An 18,400-nucleotide genomic window follows, 5' to 3' on the forward strand; every position below is an offset into this window, starting at 1 on the left:
ATGATTAATATAAATACCCCTAATACAAAACATGCTCTAAATATCCATAAAAAAGGTTTGAAAGGAGAAATCATTAAGAGAGCAAGAAAACGATATAAAGAAAGAAAAAATTCAATTAAAAGAATCCCTTTTCGAAAACTGATCGTTTTTTTGGAAGAAAATGAGAATAAAATATTATCTAGTGAACTATCAATCGTAAAAGAACTGCAAGAAGCTTTATTTAATAAGCTAGGTGATGTTGATAATCTTAATAAAGACCTAGAATATATATTTAATTATAAATGGTTTAGAGGTTATAAAAAGAATAAATATGATGGCTTTAAGCTCGCCAAAGCATTGTCTATTGATGTTTGTCCATATTGTAATAGGAATTATACAACTTCTCATACTGTTGAAAGTACTACGAAAAATGTATTTCCTGAGTTCGATCATTATTACCCTAAGAAAAAATACCCATTATTAGCAGTTTCTTTTTATAATTTAATTCCAAGTTGTAACATATGTAATACTCATTATAAAGGAGAAGATGATCCAGATGATGAAAATATATATTACCCATATTCAAAGTATGATGCTGTAAAGCATTTTAATTTTGACTTTTCACCAAATGATTATAATAGTTTATTAGGGAAATCAACTAATTTTGAAATAACAATCTGTACATCAAATACATCTTCTGAAAGAATAAAAGATCAAATAACGGATTCATTAAAATATTTTGATATTACCGGTATATATGAAAATAACCATAAGGGCTTAATAAAAAGCTTGATAAATAAACGTATTAACTACTCTGACTCCTATATTCAAAGCTTAATTGATAATTTTAATATAACCAAAGAAGAAGCTTATCACATTCTTTTTGAATCGTTTTATGAAAATGAAAAGTTGTCAAAGCGTCCTTTTAGTAAATTAAAAAAGGACATTTTTGATGAGATAGAATCTCTATCTAAATAATATAATTCTATCTTAATTATGTCTTTCATATAAATCCCTTAGAAAGTATTGTCCGCTTTCTGCAAAATGATTGCATATTTTGTTTGCATATGCATTAAGTTTTGGAGATTCTTGTTTATAATAAAATTCAACAAATTGTATTATTTCCTCCTGCATTATTGAGGCATAATAAATATCATTAAAAATAGATTCTATAAATATTTCACAGGCATATATTCCACTTTGTTCAGTATCACATACTAATTTTAATCTATTCAAATTTTTAATTAACTCATCTAAGTCTCTTCTTCCATGCTGAGCAAATTTTGAAGTCTTTTTTATTAGGTAGTAATTTTCTTCATCTAATTTATCAATGAACTTCATTAAATACAACAATGTTGGAATATCTTTGGGGTCTTTATTATTATCATTTTCAAGTACAGATAAAGTTAACTTCCAAATTTTAAAGATTTTTTTTCTAAATAGGGTTTTATCTTTTTCTGTATTTAATTCTTCAAAATATTGATCGAATTTAAAAGATAATGAATGAATAATATTTTTTATTTTCTCTGTATCCATTTTTTTTAAAATCAATGAAATAAGACTATCGTATTCTAAATCTTCATAGTCAAAAACGTAAAATATTGTAATATGTAATTCTATTAAAGATTCCCCCATAGTGCTATCAACTATTTGCCAATCCTCAGTTATAGCTTTTCTATAGATATCTTTAAAAATGTCATAATCCAATTTTGAAGTATTGTACTCTAAAAGATGACATCCAAAATATGATTTAACGGTTTGAATATCTTTTTTAGGGATTTCTTTGATTAAATTATTAGTCCATTCATAATCAAGAAAAAGAAAATTTCTTCTTTTCCAGCCAAAATGCATGTAGAACTCTTGAACCCCTTTATTCATTAAATTTTCATATATGTTTTTCTCCGTTAATGACCATTTTGGAGATTTATCCTCAACATCGTTATTTTTTATTCTTGCATTTCTAAGAGAGTAATTGATAAAGCAGCCAATAATTATACCTGTAGTAGAATTGATTACATGAATAGCAGAACCTAATTTTCCTTTGTATTCTTCATTTAAATCTGTTGATATATATCTTTCTAGAAAAGAAATTATTATCTCCCTAGCTTTTGGTAACAGGTCAGCAGAAAAAGATTTACTGTCTTTTCTCATTCCCTCAGAAAGTAGCCTGCAAAAACTTTCAATAACAGAAGTATGACTATATTGATACCTGCTGTTTTTAAGTTTTAATAGGTCAGTTCCAAATTTTTGTTGGGAAGTATAAATTTCAATAAAATCTAATATGTTCTCCCAATTTATTTCCTTGTCTTCTTTCCAAGCATCAACTAATGCATAAAAAATACTTGAGATATGCCTATAAGGAACATCATAAAAGAGTTTATAGTTGTTGTAAAACAAACTAGGGTTTTCTTTGATAATTGTATTTAAATTATCTGTCAATCCTTCAACTGATGGATTGTTAAAACTTCTTTCAGGATCGAATGTTTTTAGTTTTCTTACTATCTCATCTGCTGAATAGGAACGTATTTCTTCTATGCTAATGGGAGAAACACTGCCAGAAGTGATATAAACTTGTGGTTTAGGTTTAACTAAGTCCTTAGTTTTTTTTAGTTTTTTTGAAAGTTCTTCGTATTTTTCTTTAAAGTAAGCATTAAAATTTAAAGCGGAATACCATCTTAATTTATACTCATCTAAATATTCATTTTTATTATAATACCTCTCATTTTGTGAGCCATTTTTAATTATTTGATCTAAAATTTGTTCTTCATCCTTTGCTAGGTCAGAAGAGATTTCTTCTAGAAAAAAATAGAGGTCATCGCTCCAAAAAGAATTAGAGAATAGCATTTGCTCATCTTGATTTTTAATGAGTTCGAAAAATATCTCCTTAGTTTCATTCCAGTTCTTTGAAATTAAGAATAAAGATATTTTAGTAAAATGCCTATGTTTAAACTCGTTACTTAAAAATTTATTTACGATATTTCTTATTCTAATGGGAGATATAGTACCAATATTTGTACAACAATTTTTTAGAAAGGAAGTATAAATGGTTTGGATAGAATATGAATTTCGATCTGTTTCATTAAATATGCTCTTAACTTCAAAACTACTAATGTATTTTGATTTTAGATGTATTAGTAATTTTTCGGCTACATATAAAATAATGTTGTCTGAGCAGTATTGAGCTATAGGCTTGTAAAAAACTTCACTTTTACAAGCTTTTTTTAACCTATAGGATCTTATTATTGGATGAAACTTACCTGTTTCATAAGTAGATCTATCTTTATATTTCTCATCGTCGGATATTTCAAAAACCAATTTTAAAATTTCTTCAATATCTAATTTATATTTTTCAGCATCTTCTTCATTTTCAAAATAAGATTGAATAAATCTAAATATAGCATCACTTTGAAGTGTGTTATCATACTTTGTTTTTAAGAATATAGGAAAAGAACTTATAATGTTTTTGGTAATATAATTTTTAGGTAAGTTGGTTAAAATAACTATTACTGTATACCAAATTCTATAATTGTTAATCTCTTTAACATTAATAGAATAATAACAGATTTCTTCTATTATTTTGATTAAAATTCTTGATTTTAGTTCTGGAACTAGTTTTTTGTCTATTTGAATAGATAAGTATTCTAAGTATTCTGACTGATTCCAGTAGGCATTATCATGTAATGTTTCTGGTAAGAAGAAACCATTCTCGTAAAGAGGATCTAACCAATCAATACTTTTTAAATTATTATAAAAGTAATTTTCTTTTTGATTATCATTAAATATGTTCTTTATCGTATAAAGAATCTCACTGGTTGGTTTCTCAAACCTTAGTATTCTTTCAATATGTTTTAACTGATCTATGAAATTACCTATTAATTTTAATAATACAATTTCATATCTTAACCAGAGAGTAATAATTTCTTTTGAATTTCTTGGTAAATTATAAGCACCACTTCTATGAGAATATTTAACAAATTGAGTGGCTACATTAATATATTCTAGGGCAAACGGATCGTTAATAGGTAAGTCTAAGGCTACTAAAATTGAAGCAACATGCCCTCTAATCTTTTTCAGTTCTCCTTCTAAAGTTAACTCCTTTTGTTTTTTTTGTTTTTCTTCTTTTGGAGCTAGGATATCTCTAAATCCTCCATCAATTTCCCTTGCCGAGTGGGCTATCAAATAGCCTCTTGAAGGTATAGAATCATCATTGATTATTTTTAGAACACCTATATAAAAACCTGCGATTTCTTCTCCAATATTTTTTAATCCTTGATATATCTTTTCTTGATTAGCATCTAATTCTATAGCCATTTATTTTAATGCTTTATATTATCTTTTAGTTTTTGAATAAAGGTAACAATAAAGCTTCAAAAAGTTAAAGAACTTTTTTAATGATATAATTTTTTAAGGATTGAAAATGATTAAAAGAAAATAGAATCTTTTTAATTAAAGAATTATCTTTGAAAGAGATTCTAATAACTGTTTTTGAATTAGCTGTCTAGTTGCTGACTAAAAAAAGAATAAAAAAACCCTAATCAACTAAAAATCAATTGATTAAGGCTTTAAATTGTGGAGACGCCGAGAATCGAACTCGGGTCCAAACAAGCAGCTCAAAGGCTTTCTACATACTTAGTCTTTAGTTAATTTTCGACTAAAAGCTGATTAAAGACGACCCACTTTTAGCTTAACTTCTTTAGCTTCGGAACCCTATCGAAGTACTAGAATTCCTATGTTTACTTTTACGATGCCCATAAGTAAAACGCCGTAAACCAAGGCTTTTTGTGGACATTTAGCTTGCACACCTAGTGTGCCGAGGCTCTATCTTACTGTGATTCAGATTAAGCAGCTAAAGCGTAATTATCTTCGCCGTTTAAATGGTTGAAATAAGTTTAACGAGTTGTCATCTCACTCCTCGATATGCTTACATTATCACTGACCTTGCTGTCAAAACCAGTCGTCCCCTTTATTGTACTATACCCGCAAAAGCCATACCATGGCCGTCGCAAAGTCTTAAAGTTTCTTGAGTGGCTAGCAAATTTAGCGAGTGCAAATATAAACAAAATTAGTACTTGTAAAATCCTTTTAAATAAAGTATTTTCGCAGGAGTTTGTTTAAACTACAACATTTAACGCAAAATTGTTTAATTTTAATACAAAGTGATATGAAATTCGGAATTATTCGTGAACGTAAGAACCCTCCTGATAGACGCGTTGTTTTTTCTCCTGAAAAACTGCAAGAATTTCAACAACAGTTTCCTCAAGCAGAAATCGTAGTTGAAAGCTCTCCCATTCGCGTGTTTTCAGATGATGCCTATAAAAACGCCGGTTTTGAGGTTACCGATTCATTGGAAGATTGCGATGTGCTCCTCGGAGTAAAAGAGGTGCCCGTTGAAAATTTGATTCCGAATAAGAAGTATTTTTTCTTTTCGCATACCATTAAAAAACAACCGTATAACCGAAAGCTGCTGAAAGCAATGCTGGATAAAAACATCGAACTGTTCGATCACGAAACTATCGTGAAAGAAAACGGTGCCCGCCTTATCGGTTTCGGACGCTACGCCGGACTCGTAGGTGCCTATAACGGATTTAGAGCTTTCGGACTCCGCGAACAGTTGTTTACACTGCCTAAAGTAGAAACACTTCCCGATTTAGAAGCCGTAAAAGCCGAACTCGATAAAATTACCCTTCCCCCTATTAAAATTGTACTCTCAGGAACTGGAAAGGTAGCCTATGGAGCCAAGGAAATTTTAGATCACTTGCAAATTAAACAGGTAAGCGATGCCCTGTACCTCACTAGCAAATTCAGTGAGCCTGTGTATTGTATGATCGACGTTATGGAGTACAATAAACGCAAAGACGGTAAAGTTGGTGATAAATTTGAGTTTTATAAGGACCCTAGTGGCTATGAGAGTAATTTTATGCCCTATGCCCAAGAAACCGATTTCTTTATCGCTGGACATTTTTACGGTGATGGAGCTCCGTATTTATTTACGAAAGACGATGTAAAAAATCCTACCTTTGCCATCAAGTACGTAGCAGATATTTCATGTGATATTGACGGACCAGTAGCGACTACTATTCGCCCTTCAACTATCGCAGATCCAATTTACGGATACCACCCGGAAACCGGTGAAGAAATAGCGTATACCAATCCAGAAGCTATTACCGTTATGGCTGTAGACAACTTGCCTTGTGAGTTGCCAAAAGATGCCAGTGATGGCTTTGGAGCTATGTTCTTAGAACACGTAATTCCGGCCTTCTATAACAACGATGCCGACGGAATTTTAAAACGCTCGCAAATGACCGATGCTGCAGGGAAACTCACCCAGCGCTTCGCGTACTTGCAAGATTATGTAGACGGAAACGAATAAACCACCCTATACGATCCCGCCTTAGTTGCGGGATCTTTTTTTTATGATACCAGACAAACAGTTTTTAGTAGATACCGCAAAAATGAAAATGCCCTTCGGCAAGTACAAAGGCTACTACCTCGTAGATATTCCCGAATACTATTTGGTGTGGTATAAAAACCAAGGATTTCCAAAGGGTAAACTCGGTACCATGATGGCCTTGGTATACGAAATGCAACTCAACGGTTTGGAAGACATACTTAGAAAACTCAGGTAAGTATACGACGATCTATTCGATAGGTTTCAAAGCACCAAACAAGTGCTATTCCCAGCGTATAGGCCAACACATCGCCCCAACTAAAGGTAGCGCCAAAAACCAACTGTGCCCAGCGTTCTCCCTCCCACCCCATAAAGGTGACAAAAGAAGTTAGCTGCAAGCCTTCTATACTCAAGGCAAGCAAGTATACTCCTACCGCCGTTCTGTTAACAGTACTGCCACCTACCAATGCCACGAGGTAATACAACCAAATAACCACGACAAAATCGCCAAGGGTATGACGCAAAAACCCCGTAGTTTTCTCAAGCCCATACAATACTCCAAACAACATGAGAGCCATGCTCCCCAATCGCCATTGTTCTCTTCTTATCATCCTTTATATCCTATTAAATTTGTTCGAATCGCTAAGCTCGCACGCACTGTATCGAGTGGTAGTTCCAACAAAGGTCTAAAGTCCGTATTCGTAAAAGGTCGGCATTGCTTTCCCCGCTGATAGCTCTCCCAAAAATACCGGTAATACTCCGGAAATAAGAACAACCCCAAACCGAGGCTCCCCACCAAATAAAGACTCCACTTGCCATTGCCGTAACACAAAAACTGCAAGGCCAACTCATCTTCTACCTCCGTACCGATGTTGAACAGCACGTGAAAAACATCGTGCTCCTCAACTTTCGGCACCATCGAAAAGCCATGCTGAGCTAAAAAAGCTCCTAAGGCATAGCCCAAACTGTTTGAAGGTAGTGTTAGCAATTCTCCCTGATTGATTGTCCAAGCGTCCTTTCTCTTTACTTTAACATACATTTTTCGGGTGTTTTCAAACAACCACAAAATCAATTTTCTTCTCATAACTTATTTTTAAAGTACTTTGAATTTCAAAGTGTTTTTTCAAAAAAAATAGACTACTCTTTTTTCAGCAATCTTTCCAAGGCTTCGATATGCTTTTCAAAGGCCTCTTTTCCCGCGTCAGTGGCATAGTACCTCGTATTGGGTTTACGTCCTACAAACTGCTTTTCTACTCGGATATACGTCGCTTTTTCCAAGGCTTTAGCATGACTGGCTAAATTGCCATCGGTAGCTCCTAAAATTTCTTTTAACGTTTTAAAATCGGCAAACTCGTTGACCATAAGAACCGACATAATTCCCAATCGTACGCGATGATCAAACGCTTTATTTATATGTGCGAGTATATTTTTCAATGGTATCTTCCTTCCGCTTAGTTTAATGAATCTGCTACTTCTTAGGTTCTGCTTATGCGATCGTATTTAAAATACATGGCAATTCCGTATACGATGTGTAATACGCCAAACCCCAATACCCAAAACCAAAATCCATATCCGGGTAAACTTACGCTCAGCAGTCCTAAAACAATCTCAGAAAGTCCTAAATACTTGATGTACCCCAAGGTAAATTTAGAAGCACTCACCAAAGAGAACCCGTAAAAGAGTAACATTAAGGCTCCCGATTGTCCATAACGACCTTGCCATAAGCTAATGCAAATATACAGTCCTCCTGCCAATAAAGGCACTAACATATGACCTAATAAACTGCGCGTTTTCGCATCCCAAATAGATTCTCTATTCTTTTTTGCCTTACGCGTTGTTAGCCATATTCCGGTTCCAACACTCAAGATAGCCACGGTGGCCAATATTCCCAAACACTGCCAAAATATAGTACTTCCCAATACCAATATACCTTTCGACTTTTCTTCTACTAACCAGTAAGCATAGGCTGCACCGATCAATGCATAAGATCCTGCCAGTACCCCTGACAAGCCATTGAGCGATATAAATCGCGATGATTTTTGCATGATGCTTCTGATTTCTTGCAGGTCGTCTAGGTATTTTTCTTTAGTCATAATTAAAAGTACTTTGCATTACAAAGTTAAAATATAAATATCAATACACCAAAAAAAACGGGAGAAAAGCATTGGCTCGTCTCCCGTTATCAGTATCTATATACGTTTTTAAATCAATCGGAATTCGATATACACATCTCCATCCACTACTAAAAACAATTTTTGACAGTTTTTACTCGGTGTAATTTTAATGTATCCTACACTGTTTTTATACACCACACTCGGCTTTTGTGCAAAACGATAACTACTCAACCCACAGAGAACGGTTTGAAATGAGAGCAAATTCTTCACCTGTAAGGTCAGTGATTCTCCCTCTGTGGTTTTCAACAAACCATTGGTAGGCGCGATGAGTTCAAGATTTGTTTTTAAGAACTCCGTCGTATAAATGGGTTGTTCGTAAAACTCTTTTTTACTCATCTCACTTCCCATTCTCCAGCGAGAAAGCTCTGGGTAATGTGTTTTTAAAAAATGTTTTTCTGGAATTTTAAAATAGTAGGTATCAAACTGAGGTTGCCAGCGGCCGTTAATCACGGAACCTGCTGCCCACGTAGCATCGATCGCCATCCATTTATCTTTTATAAACACCGCATTCCACGCGTGGTTTGGTCTGGCCAAGGGCGCACCTATCTCCATGTAGGAGTTGCGTACATATCCTTTCACCACCTCGTTTTGTATGCCGAGTTCACTCAATATTTTCGCCAAGGTTTGAGCATAGCCTTCACAAACGGCCTTGCGTTCTTTTAGGGTTTTGACGACAATACTGTCTTTTATAGCTCGTAATTTCTGTAAGCGTTCTTCTTCTGATCGGTATCGAAATCCTACCGACTTTCTAATGCCTCGTCTGTACGCATTAAAATTGTACTTGATATTTTTTGCAACCCAAATAAAGGCCGCTTTTGCCTGTACTTCGGGGTCGTCAAAATCCACAGCGATTTTGTCGGCGATTACTTTTGCCGAATTTGCATTGCTGTACAGCTGCACTTTTTGCGCGATGCTCTTATAGCTTTGCGCATACGTTTGACAGCTTAAAAAAATAAGTAGGTAGAATAGCCGCTTCATATTCATCAGAAAAATTACAACTTTAGCAAATAAACAAAAACTATGCCTATAATGCCAAGACAGTTTTTCTAATTGCTACTAAATTACTCAATAAACCTTCTAAATGTTTTAAATCTAACATATTTGCTCCGTCACTTTTGGCATTTGCTGGGTCAAAATGCGTTTCGATAAACAAGCCATCAACATTGTTTACCACTCCTGCTCTAGCGATGGTCTCTATCATTTCTGGACGACCTCCGGTCACACCACTCGACTGGTTGGGTTGTTGTAGTGAATGGGTAACGTCTAATACTGTAGGAGCGATGGCACGCATGGTAGGAATCCCTCTAAAATCTACGATCATATCTTGGTATCCAAACATGGTTCCTCTATCGGTGATCCAAGCCTTTGAATTTCCACTATCGTGAACTTTTTTCACTGCGTGTTGCATGGCTTCTGGACTCATAAATTGTCCTTTCTTCAAATTTACTACTTTTCCAGTTTCAGCAGCAGCCACCACTAAATCTGTTTGACGCACTAAAAAGGCTGGAATTTGCAATACATCTACGTATTGGGCTGCCAACGCAGCATCACTTACCTCGTGGATATCGGTAATGGTAGGCACCTCAAAAGCTTCTCCTACCTTCTTTAAAATTTCCAATGCTCTTTCATCACCGATTCCAGTAAAACTATCGATTCTACTGCGATTTGCCTTCTTAAAACTCCCTTTAAAAACATAGGGAATCTTCAATTTATTGGTAATTTCCACCACGCGTTCCGCAATACGCATTGCCATATCTTCTCCTTCAATGGCACAAGGTCCTGCTAGTAGGAAAAAGTTGTTTGAATCTGTGTGTTTTATACTCGGTATCTCTGATAAATGCATAGTCATTGTTAATTTCCTACAAAAATAAGAAATTAAATTAGCTATCTTTAAGCTTTAAAATCAAATTAACATGAAGAAACACACCGTTCTTTTTATCGGATTGAGCATGGCTTTATTTGCGTGTAAGCAAAATAGCAGCAACGACAAAAAAGACCTCCCCGAATCCACTGAAACCCAAGAAGTGGCAGTGACTACTACCCAACCGGTGATCGATTCACTAGTAATAAAAAAACACCTCTACACGCTAGCCTCTGATGAAATGGCCGGAAGATTACCGGGTACAGAAGGTATGGAGAAAGCTACTCAGTACATAGAAAATGAATACAAGCGTATTGGTTTAAAGTTTTACGGCGATCTTACGAGCTACCGTCAAGAATTTGAGCACAACGGTATTAAGATGTCCAATATTATCGGAGTCTTGGAAGGCAAATCTAAAAAAGAGGAATTTGTAGTCGTTTCGGCCCATCACGATCATTTGGGTGTCAAAAAAGACGGTGAAGGCGATACTATTTTTAACGGAGCCAACGACGATGCCTCAGGAGTTGTTGGAGTACTTTCCTTGGCTGAATACTACGCTCAAAAAGGAAACAACGAACGTTCGATCGTTTTCGTTTGTTTTACTGCTGAAGAAATGGGACTTGTTGGATCAAAACACTTCGGAAAAGATATTGACGCGTCTAAGTTCGTTGCTGGAATTAACCTAGAACTCATCGGTAAAGAACCAAAAACAGGACCTAAAACGGCATGGTTAACAGGTTTTGACCGTTCTGATTTTGGTAAAATCATACAAAAAAACCTAGAGGGTACTGGCTACAAACTCTATCCAGACCCCTATCCAAAATTCAACCTCTTTTTCCGTTCTGACAATGCTTCATTGGCACGCCTAGGGGTACCCTCACACACATTTTCAACAACGCCTATCGACGTCGATGCGGATTACCACAAAGTATCGGACGAGGCGGCTACTTTAGATACTCGTGTATTGACAGAAACGGTTAAAGCTGTAGCTAAAGGAACTGAAAGTATCATCGAAGGAAAAGATACTCCCACTCGTGTAGTGATTACCGACTAGCTACCAAAGAATTAAACAATCTCAGTAATAGCAAGGGCTCTCCCTTGCTATTTTTTTTGTTCTAATTTCTTTCGATTACCAATTTACTATTTTTGATGTTACTTTTTTACGATATGCTATATTTTTGATTGTATTTTTTAATATATTCGCTATAATTTAATACAAAACCCTTCAAAACCATGAAAAAAATACTCATGAGTATAGGAATCGTATGCCTTATGATTTCCTGTTCGTCGAATGATGCCCTAGAAGTAGAAAACCAGGTAACGCAAGATGCTCTAAGTAAAACCGAAATCAATTCTCTTATCAAAAAATCACTAGAAACTACCGGTGATTTTGAGTGGACCAAACAAAATGCACATACCATTTGGAGTGCATTAAAGCACGGTGAACAGATTTTAACGGTTGGTTATGGAACCTCAGCCACTGACTATCAAAGAAGTGCTTCTTCCAAAAATATCAAAGAACAACTCGTAGCTTTAATCTCTCAATCAGAAAAACAAGGTTCACGTGCCAAAAACGAGTTATTTTCCGATGAAAATATCAATGTACTCGATATCAAGGTCGAAAACTTAGCCACGATAGAAGCCTTACTCAAAGACAGTCGTGTACGCTATGTTGAACCTGCCGGATACACTGCCTTTACAGCAGGAGCCGAAAAAATGGCTTCTTCTGCAGGATGTGGTTACCGCCAAAATACCATAAATGCTAACGATTACAGAACCATCGCTCCAGGAGCCAAATTACCTTGGGCCTTTGATGCTCATAAAATTCCACAAGCTTGGAATCACAGTACAGGAGCCGGAGTAACCGTGGCTGTTATAGACACCGGATTATCACCAGAGCAAAAATGGATGAATCAGTACTTTAACGATGGCTATTCATCGGGAAGATTTGTACAGAAGTACGGAACCTATGTAGACTCGTGGTGGGCTTGGTCAAACAACTACGATGGTGTCAATGACAAATGCGGTCACGGAACCAGTATGGCTTCGGTTGCCACTGCTCCAAGAAATAACGACAATTTACCTGTAGGAGTTGCTTACAACGCCAACTTAGTGAGCTATAGAGCAGTTGCCAACGTGGTTATTGATGATTATCACGAAAAAAGAGGTATTGCTGAAGCACTGACGGCTTTAGGAAATCGAAGTGATGTCAAAGTTATTTCGATGTCGCTAGGATCGCCATTCAGCATCAGTCGCGTAAAAGACGCTGTAAAGTATGCCTACAACAAAGGAAAGATGATTGTCGCTGCTGGAGGAACTTCCACTTCTTTTACTACTTGGTACGGCGTTATTTTCCCGGCTTCTATGGATGAAACGGTTGCCGTAACAGGAGTTCAGGAAGGCGTTTATGACAATTGTGACGTTTGCCACAAAGGATCGAAAATCGATTTTACCATTCAAATGCAACGCAGAAATGGTACAGACAATAAAATTCCGGTGTTGAGTTACTACAACGGTAAAGAAAATTACGTAGGAGGATCGTCGATAGCAACGGCTACGACTGCTGGAATCGCCGCTTTAGTATGGTCGAAAAATCCAGGCTGGTCCAGAGCTCAGGTATTGCAAAAAATGAAGCAAGCCTCAGAGTTTTATCCAAATAAAAATGGAGACTACGGATATGGTAATATTGATGCTTTGAAAGCAGTGCAATAAACCACCTACATACACATGCATGAAAAGCTTCGAAGAAATTCGAGGCTTTTTTTAATAAGGTACAATTTTTGTTACTTTAGCTCCTAAAACGGAATCATGAGAACATTCAAATATATCTTTCTATTCATTTTTATAAGCTGCTCGTCCACGAAAGTCGTGTACGATTACGACAGTGCGGCCAATTTTGCGAAGTACACCAGTTTTAATTACTTTGAAGATGCCGGGAACGGCTTGAATGGACTAGATATCAAACGCGTACAACAGGTGCTCGATCAACAATTAAAACTCAAGCGCATTACGCAGTCAACATCACCTGCCATACTCGTCAACTTTTTTGTAGAAAAACAACCGGTTCAAAATCGTAATACTATCGGAGTGGGTATCGGTGGTGGCGGAAATATAGGCTTTGATATCTCTGGAGGTATTCCTATTACTACCGTAAAAATTAAAGAAGTATTTACCCTCGATTTTGTAGATGCTGAAAAAAACGAATTGCTTTGGCAAGGAGTTATTTCTTCTGAGGTCAGAGACAATTTAAAGCCTGAAGAAAAAGAGAGACACTACCAACACATTATCAGTAAACTATTGAGTAAATACCCTCCTAAAAAATAAAAATAGCAGCTTTCGCTGCTATTTTTTTTATGTCTAGTACTCTAATTTTTTTAAGTAATCCAACTTCATTTGCCAGATGTCGAGTTCGTCTTTAAATTCTTGAATTCCTCGACGTACATTTTGTACTAATGGGTTGTCTTCCGAAGCGTTTGAGATAAAGCTCAAGTTGTTTTCTAACTGTTGCATTTCTCGGACATTCTCGTCAATCTTACGTCGGATAAACAACTGCTCACTATCGAGTTTTCTATAATCTTCTTGGTCTAGATAACCGTCTACCACGTTTTTAAATTTCAAAAACTCGATATCTGCTCTGCTCATATCTAGCTTTTCTAAAAACGCATCTACCGCCTTGTTAAATTTGTCATTTAAATGACGCGCGTTTCTCGGTAGGTTTCCTAATTTTTTCCAATCGGCGATGGCTGCCAGCACTTCATCCAACGATAAACTTGCCTTTTCTTTAAACGCATCTAAAAATTCTTTTTTCGCATCAACTACGACTAAAAGTTCTTTATTAAGTTCGTTCTTGCGTTCGTGCAAACGATCAAAATAATAATTACAGGCACTCTTAAAACGCTTCCATATTTCATCGGAGTACTTTCTTGGCACATGTCCTATTTTCTTCCAATCTGACTGAATGCGTTTCATGGTATTCGTCGTAGTATCCCAGTCATCGCTTTCTTTTAAACTCTCAGCGAGTTCTACCAACTCCATTTTCTTTTTAAGGTTGTCACTTTGCGCGCTTTTTTCCTGTTTATAGAACGCGTTTTTAGCGGTGTTAAACTTCTTGGTAGCTGCTTTAAACTTCTGCCAAATAGCTTCGCTTTTGTTATAAGGTAACTTCCCGATATCAAAGTACTTTTTGCGCAACGCTTCAATTTCCACGATGCTCTTTTGCCAATCGTTGTGGGTTTTGTTCCCCGACACATCGAAGGCGTTAATTTCATCGACAACGACTAATTTCGCATCGATCATATCTTGATACTTTGATTTCAACTCTTTGAAATACTGATGACGTTTGTCGTGAATTTTTTTCGTAGCCTCACTAAAACGCTTCCACACATCTTCTCGGTGCTCTTTACCAACCGGTCCAATTTCTTCTTTCCACAAGCGGTGTAACTCTTGTAATTCTTTAAAAGCAACATTGATGTCTACCAACTCATTTAAAGCTTCCGCTCGCGTAATGAGTTTTAACTTTTCTTCCAGGTTGTGTTTGAAATCGAGTTCTCTGAAATCTTTATTCAAATGTAGTAAATCGTAAAAACGCTCTACGTGGTGGTGGTAGGTTTTCCAAGTATCGTTGTACTTGGTTTTTGGCACTGCTCCAATATTTTTCCAACGCTGTTGAATTTCTTGAAAATCGTTGTACATAGACTTGACGTCTCCGTGCTCGATTAGTGATTTCAATTCTTCAATCAGCTCGTTTCTTCTTTCTAAGTTATCTTTCAGTTGCTTTTCCAACTGATTGTAATAGCTATCTCTTTTGGTTTTGTACTCTCCAAGTAACTTATTGTATTCCGATTTTACCGGGCTAGAAAACTGAAAGTCTATAGAATTTCCACCCTCTGCTAAAAACGCCTCTTTTTTATCGGCCAACAACTTGCCGAACTTCGTATTGAACGCTAATTTTAACGCATCTACATTGGCTTTTAATTGTTGTATCGGGTGTGCTTTAAGTAATTTTTTTAACTCATCTACCAACGCATCTAGTTCCATGGCTGCGTAGTCGAGCATAGGTATCTCATGTTTTTCATCTGCTTTTTCCGCTTCCTGAGCTACTTCGTTCTCAATATCAGAGACCGCTTTTTCAGCTCCAGTCACAACAGTTTCTTCATGATTTGTTGGTTGTTCAACCTTTTCTTCGTTGTTTTCTAACATATCTACAATGTTTAAGTTCCTTTCGATTAGAGCTTAAATATAAGCATTCTAAAAGAAATGCAAACTTTATTTTTTGTTTAAATTATTGATTTGAGTTCCATATTTCCCAAGCTTTCTCAGCTTGTTGCTCTAACATTTCCAACCCATTTTTGATTTGAGCACCGCGCAATCTTCCATTTTTTAAAAATGCAGTCTCTGCCGGATTGTATATCAAATCATAGAGCAAATGCCCTTCTCCAATGCCCTCGTATGGGATATCAGGACATTGTTCTACATCCGGAAAAGTTCCGAGAGGTGTACAGTTTACTATCAGGGTATGTGTCGCAATTAGCTCAGGAGTCAACGCGTCGTAAGTAAGTGATTTCTCAGAGGCCGATCGCGAGACAAAAGTATAAGGAACCCCCAATTGTTTTAAGGCATAGGCAACCGCTTTTGAAGCGCCACCCGTTCCTAAAATAAAGGCTTTGACTGCTCCTTTTGGCAGTAAGGGAGCTAGTGACACTCGAAATCCATAAACATCGGTATTGTATCCTTTTAAGCCACCGTTCTCTAGCAGCTGTACGGTATTCACAGCGCCAATTTCACGGGCTTCCTCATCCAACTCATCTAGAAAATCAAAGATGGCTAATTTATAAGGAATCGTCACATTCATTCCTCCTAGCTCGTGAACCTGTGTTGCCAAAGTAGCTTTTAACTCCGAAATTTCTGCCAAATCAAAATTGACATATTCGCAGTTTTCCAGGCCTAATTTCTGAAACTTCTCCGTAAAATATCCTCGTGAAAAAGAATAAGAAATATTTCTTCCTATCAAAGCAAAACGCTTAGTTAGCACGTTTTCTTCCATAATAATCAATTAATAATATCAATGCTATACCGATAGCTATAAAAGTGATGGCTAGCCAGGTAGCTCCCAGTTGCATGTCGGGAATATAGCGTTCGTAGTTTTCTATAATTTTATTGCCTTTTTTGTCAAGTAGGTATACGCCTGCCTCCATTTTATGAATCGTCGTTTTCCAAGGCCATACATTTCCTAAAGATCCCGTAATAAACCCGATAATGATAGCAGTAACCAGCTGATGCCACCTTTTGAGCACATAGCCCAAAACATGAGAAATTGAGACCAACCCAAAGGCCGATCCTGCTGTAAAGACCGCAATTACTTTTAAATATCGCTGCTTAACAGCATCTTGGAGCACCGAGAAATCTCCTTGGAGTAAACTGGTAATGACGCCTCCAAACACATTGACACTATCTACTAAAAGCAATACGTAGTTACCGAGTAAAATTAAGATAAACGAACCCGATAATCCCGGTAAGGTCATACCAGAGACACCGATGATTCCGCAGAGAAAAACGAACCACAAATTATCGTTTTCCTTGGCAGGTGTCATAAAACTTATCGCAAGTCCCACTCCAATTCCCAACAAGAGGCCGATACCATTTTTTAAGCTCCAATCAGCAAAATCTTTAGCTATGTAATAAATAGACCCGATGATCATTCCAAAAAACCACGACCACACATAGAGTTCGTAATTCTTTAAAAAATAATCGAGGAGTAACGATACGCTAAAATAACTACACATGCTCCCCGTCATCACGAGTACTAAAAACTCCAAATTAGTATAGCGACTAAAACTTTTAAACCGACCGTTAAACAGCAGTTTAAACGCCTTGCCATTAACGCGTTGGAAGGTAAAGATGAGCTCTTCGTAGAATCCCATAACAAAAGCTACCATACCTCCAGAAACTCCTGGAACTTTATTGGCACCTCCCATGGTTAAGCCGCGAATAAATAGCCCTATCTTTTCACGTAGTGATCGTTTATTGTGCATTTCCAATTCCTTAGTAGAACGAAGTTACACAATTTCTAGCTCTTTTCAACAGCTAATTTTTCTAGGAGTAAAATCAATCCAAAACCGACTACAGCAAGTCCTATTGCCGCGAACAACTGCGGATCTCCTTCAAAAGAAAACGGCGATATCGAAAGTTCGTTAAAAGGCACCTGCTCTCCGTGAGAGTTAGTACGATAGGTCAGAACTTTTTTCCATGGCCATATTTTATTTAAAGATCCCAAAATAAAGCCCGTAAGTACTGCCAGTGTGTAATTTTTATAATGGGCAAATAACCATTTCAAGATTCTCGAAAAAGACAATAAACCAACAATCGCTCCTAATCCTACGACAGCAATGGTAAACAAATCACGTTGATTTACTGCTGCGAGTATCGCCTTATAAGCTCCGAGCAATACCAAAATAAAAGACCCCGAAATTCCTGGTAAAATCATGGCACAAATTGCCAAGGCACCTGCGAGAAATAAAAATAGCGGGGATGAGTTTTCCGAAACCATAGGGTTGAGTGTGGTGATATAATAGGCCAACACTGCTCCTACGAGCATCAACACCACTGAAGCGACATTCCAGCGTTCTATTTGCTTTCCGATATACAATACACTTGCCAATACCAAGCCAAAGAAAAAAGACCAGAGCAATACCGGATGTGCTTCCAACAACCAGGAAATCAACTTCGCCAGAGAGGCCACACTAATGGCAACTCCGAGTAAAAGCGCTGCTAAGAAATTTCCGTTCACCTGTTTCCAAGCCGTTGCTAGCCCATCGTTTTTCAGTGTTTTAAGTACACCTAGGTTTACAGAACTTATCGACTGTAGCAACTCTTCGTAAATACCTGAAATAAAAGCTATCGTTCCTCCTGATACTCCTGGTACTACATCTGCAGCTCCCATGGCCATTCCTTTTAGTCCTATGATTACATAGTCTTTAATAGATCGTTTCATATTAGTTT

Annotated in this window: 17 protein-coding genes and 1 other RNA gene; 6 read left to right on the forward strand and 12 right to left on the reverse strand. The window is 36.6% G+C overall.

What is annotated here, in order from left to right; translation table 11 throughout:
• Entirely contained in the window at nucleotides 1-957 is a 957-nt protein-coding gene (locus ACXAG7_RS09070) for a hypothetical protein (RefSeq protein WP_476666640.1), read from the forward strand.
• A gap of 12 nt (nucleotides 958-969) precedes the next feature.
• Here the strand turns inward: ACXAG7_RS09070 and ACXAG7_RS09075 are convergent, their stop codons facing one another.
• Nucleotides 970-4,290 carry a hypothetical protein gene (locus tag ACXAG7_RS09075; protein WP_476666641.1) on the reverse strand — a complete coding sequence of 1,107 codons (3,321 nt, stop codon included), beginning with the start codon at nucleotides 4,288-4,290 and terminating at the stop codon, nucleotides 970-972.
• Between the two features lie 256 nt (nucleotides 4,291-4,546).
• Nucleotides 4,547-4,941, reverse strand: a transfer-messenger RNA (tmRNA) gene (ssrA, locus tag ACXAG7_RS09080).
• Between the two features lie 199 nt (nucleotides 4,942-5,140).
• On the opposite strand from ssrA, the gene ACXAG7_RS09085 reads away from it, so the two are divergent.
• Together ACXAG7_RS09085 and ACXAG7_RS09090 are read left to right on the forward strand one after the other, a co-directional pair.
• Complete coding sequence (locus tag ACXAG7_RS09085; RefSeq protein ID WP_476666642.1) at nucleotides 5,141-6,349, forward strand: NAD(P)-dependent oxidoreductase; 1,209 nt, start codon at nucleotides 5,141-5,143, stop codon at nucleotides 6,347-6,349.
• 43 nt (nucleotides 6,350-6,392) lie between these two features.
• Nucleotides 6,393-6,605: a DUF3820 family protein gene (locus ACXAG7_RS09090; protein ID WP_408044983.1), complete on the forward strand. Its 213-nt coding sequence runs from the start codon at nucleotides 6,393-6,395 to the stop codon at nucleotides 6,603-6,605.
• Here ACXAG7_RS09090 and ACXAG7_RS09095 read toward each other — a convergent pair.
• The 6 genes from ACXAG7_RS09095 to kdsA all read right to left on the reverse strand — a co-directional run bounded on the left by ACXAG7_RS09095 (nucleotide 6,598) and on the right by kdsA (nucleotide 10,384).
• Entirely contained in the window at nucleotides 6,598-6,978 is a 381-nt protein-coding gene (locus ACXAG7_RS09095) for a ribosomal maturation YjgA family protein (protein ID WP_408044984.1), read from the reverse strand. The two genes, ACXAG7_RS09090 and ACXAG7_RS09095, sit on opposite strands and share 8 nt — an antisense overlap.
• On the reverse strand, nucleotides 6,975-7,451 hold the full coding sequence (locus tag ACXAG7_RS09100; protein WP_476666643.1) for a Coq4 family protein: 477 nt from the start codon (nucleotides 7,449-7,451) through the stop codon (nucleotides 6,975-6,977). The genes ACXAG7_RS09095 and ACXAG7_RS09100 overlap by 4 nt, the downstream gene beginning before the upstream one ends.
• Before the next feature lie 53 nt (nucleotides 7,452-7,504).
• Nucleotides 7,505-7,801 carry a winged helix-turn-helix domain-containing protein gene (locus ACXAG7_RS09105; protein WP_408044986.1) on the reverse strand — a complete coding sequence of 99 codons (297 nt, stop codon included), beginning with the start codon at nucleotides 7,799-7,801 and terminating at the stop codon, nucleotides 7,505-7,507.
• Between the two features lie 41 nt (nucleotides 7,802-7,842).
• Nucleotides 7,843-8,460, reverse strand: a complete 618-nt coding sequence (locus tag ACXAG7_RS09110) for a hypothetical protein (RefSeq protein WP_408044987.1) — start codon at nucleotides 8,458-8,460, stop codon at nucleotides 7,843-7,845.
• 108 nt (nucleotides 8,461-8,568) lie between these two features.
• Entirely contained in the window at nucleotides 8,569-9,519 is a 951-nt protein-coding gene (locus ACXAG7_RS09115) for a transglutaminase domain-containing protein (protein WP_408044988.1), read from the reverse strand.
• A gap of 46 nt (nucleotides 9,520-9,565) precedes the next feature.
• On the reverse strand, nucleotides 9,566-10,384 hold the full coding sequence (gene kdsA, locus ACXAG7_RS09120; RefSeq protein WP_408044989.1) for a 3-deoxy-8-phosphooctulonate synthase: 819 nt from the start codon (nucleotides 10,382-10,384) through the stop codon (nucleotides 9,566-9,568).
• Between the two features lie 70 nt (nucleotides 10,385-10,454).
• Here kdsA and ACXAG7_RS09125 point away from each other — a divergent pair, with 70 nt between their 5' ends.
• The 3 genes from ACXAG7_RS09125 (at nucleotide 10,455) to ACXAG7_RS09135 (ending at nucleotide 13,726) form a co-directional block, all read left to right on the forward strand.
• Nucleotides 10,455-11,456, forward strand: coding sequence for a M20/M25/M40 family metallo-hydrolase (locus ACXAG7_RS09125; protein ID WP_476666644.1), 1,002 nt, complete (start codon nucleotides 10,455-10,457; stop codon nucleotides 11,454-11,456).
• A 179-nt stretch (nucleotides 11,457-11,635) separates the two neighbouring features.
• Nucleotides 11,636-13,114: a S8 family peptidase gene (locus ACXAG7_RS09130; protein WP_408044991.1), complete on the forward strand. Its 1,479-nt coding sequence runs from the start codon at nucleotides 11,636-11,638 to the stop codon at nucleotides 13,112-13,114.
• 96 nt (nucleotides 13,115-13,210) lie between these two features.
• Nucleotides 13,211-13,726, forward strand: a complete 516-nt coding sequence (locus tag ACXAG7_RS09135) for a DUF4136 domain-containing protein (protein ID WP_408044992.1) — start codon at nucleotides 13,211-13,213, stop codon at nucleotides 13,724-13,726.
• A 33-nt stretch (nucleotides 13,727-13,759) separates the two neighbouring features.
• Here the strand turns inward: ACXAG7_RS09135 and ACXAG7_RS09140 are convergent, their stop codons facing one another.
• The 4 genes from ACXAG7_RS09140 to ACXAG7_RS09155 form a co-directional block, all read right to left on the reverse strand.
• Nucleotides 13,760-15,601, reverse strand: coding sequence for a DUF349 domain-containing protein (locus ACXAG7_RS09140; protein WP_476666645.1), 1,842 nt, complete (start codon nucleotides 15,599-15,601; stop codon nucleotides 13,760-13,762).
• Nucleotides 15,602-15,683: 82 nt separating this feature from the next.
• On the reverse strand, nucleotides 15,684-16,445 hold the full coding sequence (locus tag ACXAG7_RS09145) for a shikimate dehydrogenase family protein (protein ID WP_476666646.1): 762 nt from the start codon (nucleotides 16,443-16,445) through the stop codon (nucleotides 15,684-15,686).
• Complete coding sequence (locus ACXAG7_RS09150; protein WP_476666647.1) at nucleotides 16,423-17,433, reverse strand: DUF368 domain-containing protein; 1,011 nt, start codon at nucleotides 17,431-17,433, stop codon at nucleotides 16,423-16,425. Before ACXAG7_RS09150 ends, ACXAG7_RS09145 begins: the two co-directional genes overlap by 23 nt.
• 35 nt (nucleotides 17,434-17,468) lie before the next feature.
• Nucleotides 17,469-18,392, reverse strand: coding sequence for a polyprenyl-phosphate transporter (locus tag ACXAG7_RS09155; protein WP_408044996.1), 924 nt, complete (start codon nucleotides 18,390-18,392; stop codon nucleotides 17,469-17,471).
• Between the last annotated feature and the right edge of the window lie 8 nt (nucleotides 18,393-18,400).

This window comes from Tenacibaculum sp. AWR4_210, assembly GCF_056160945.1.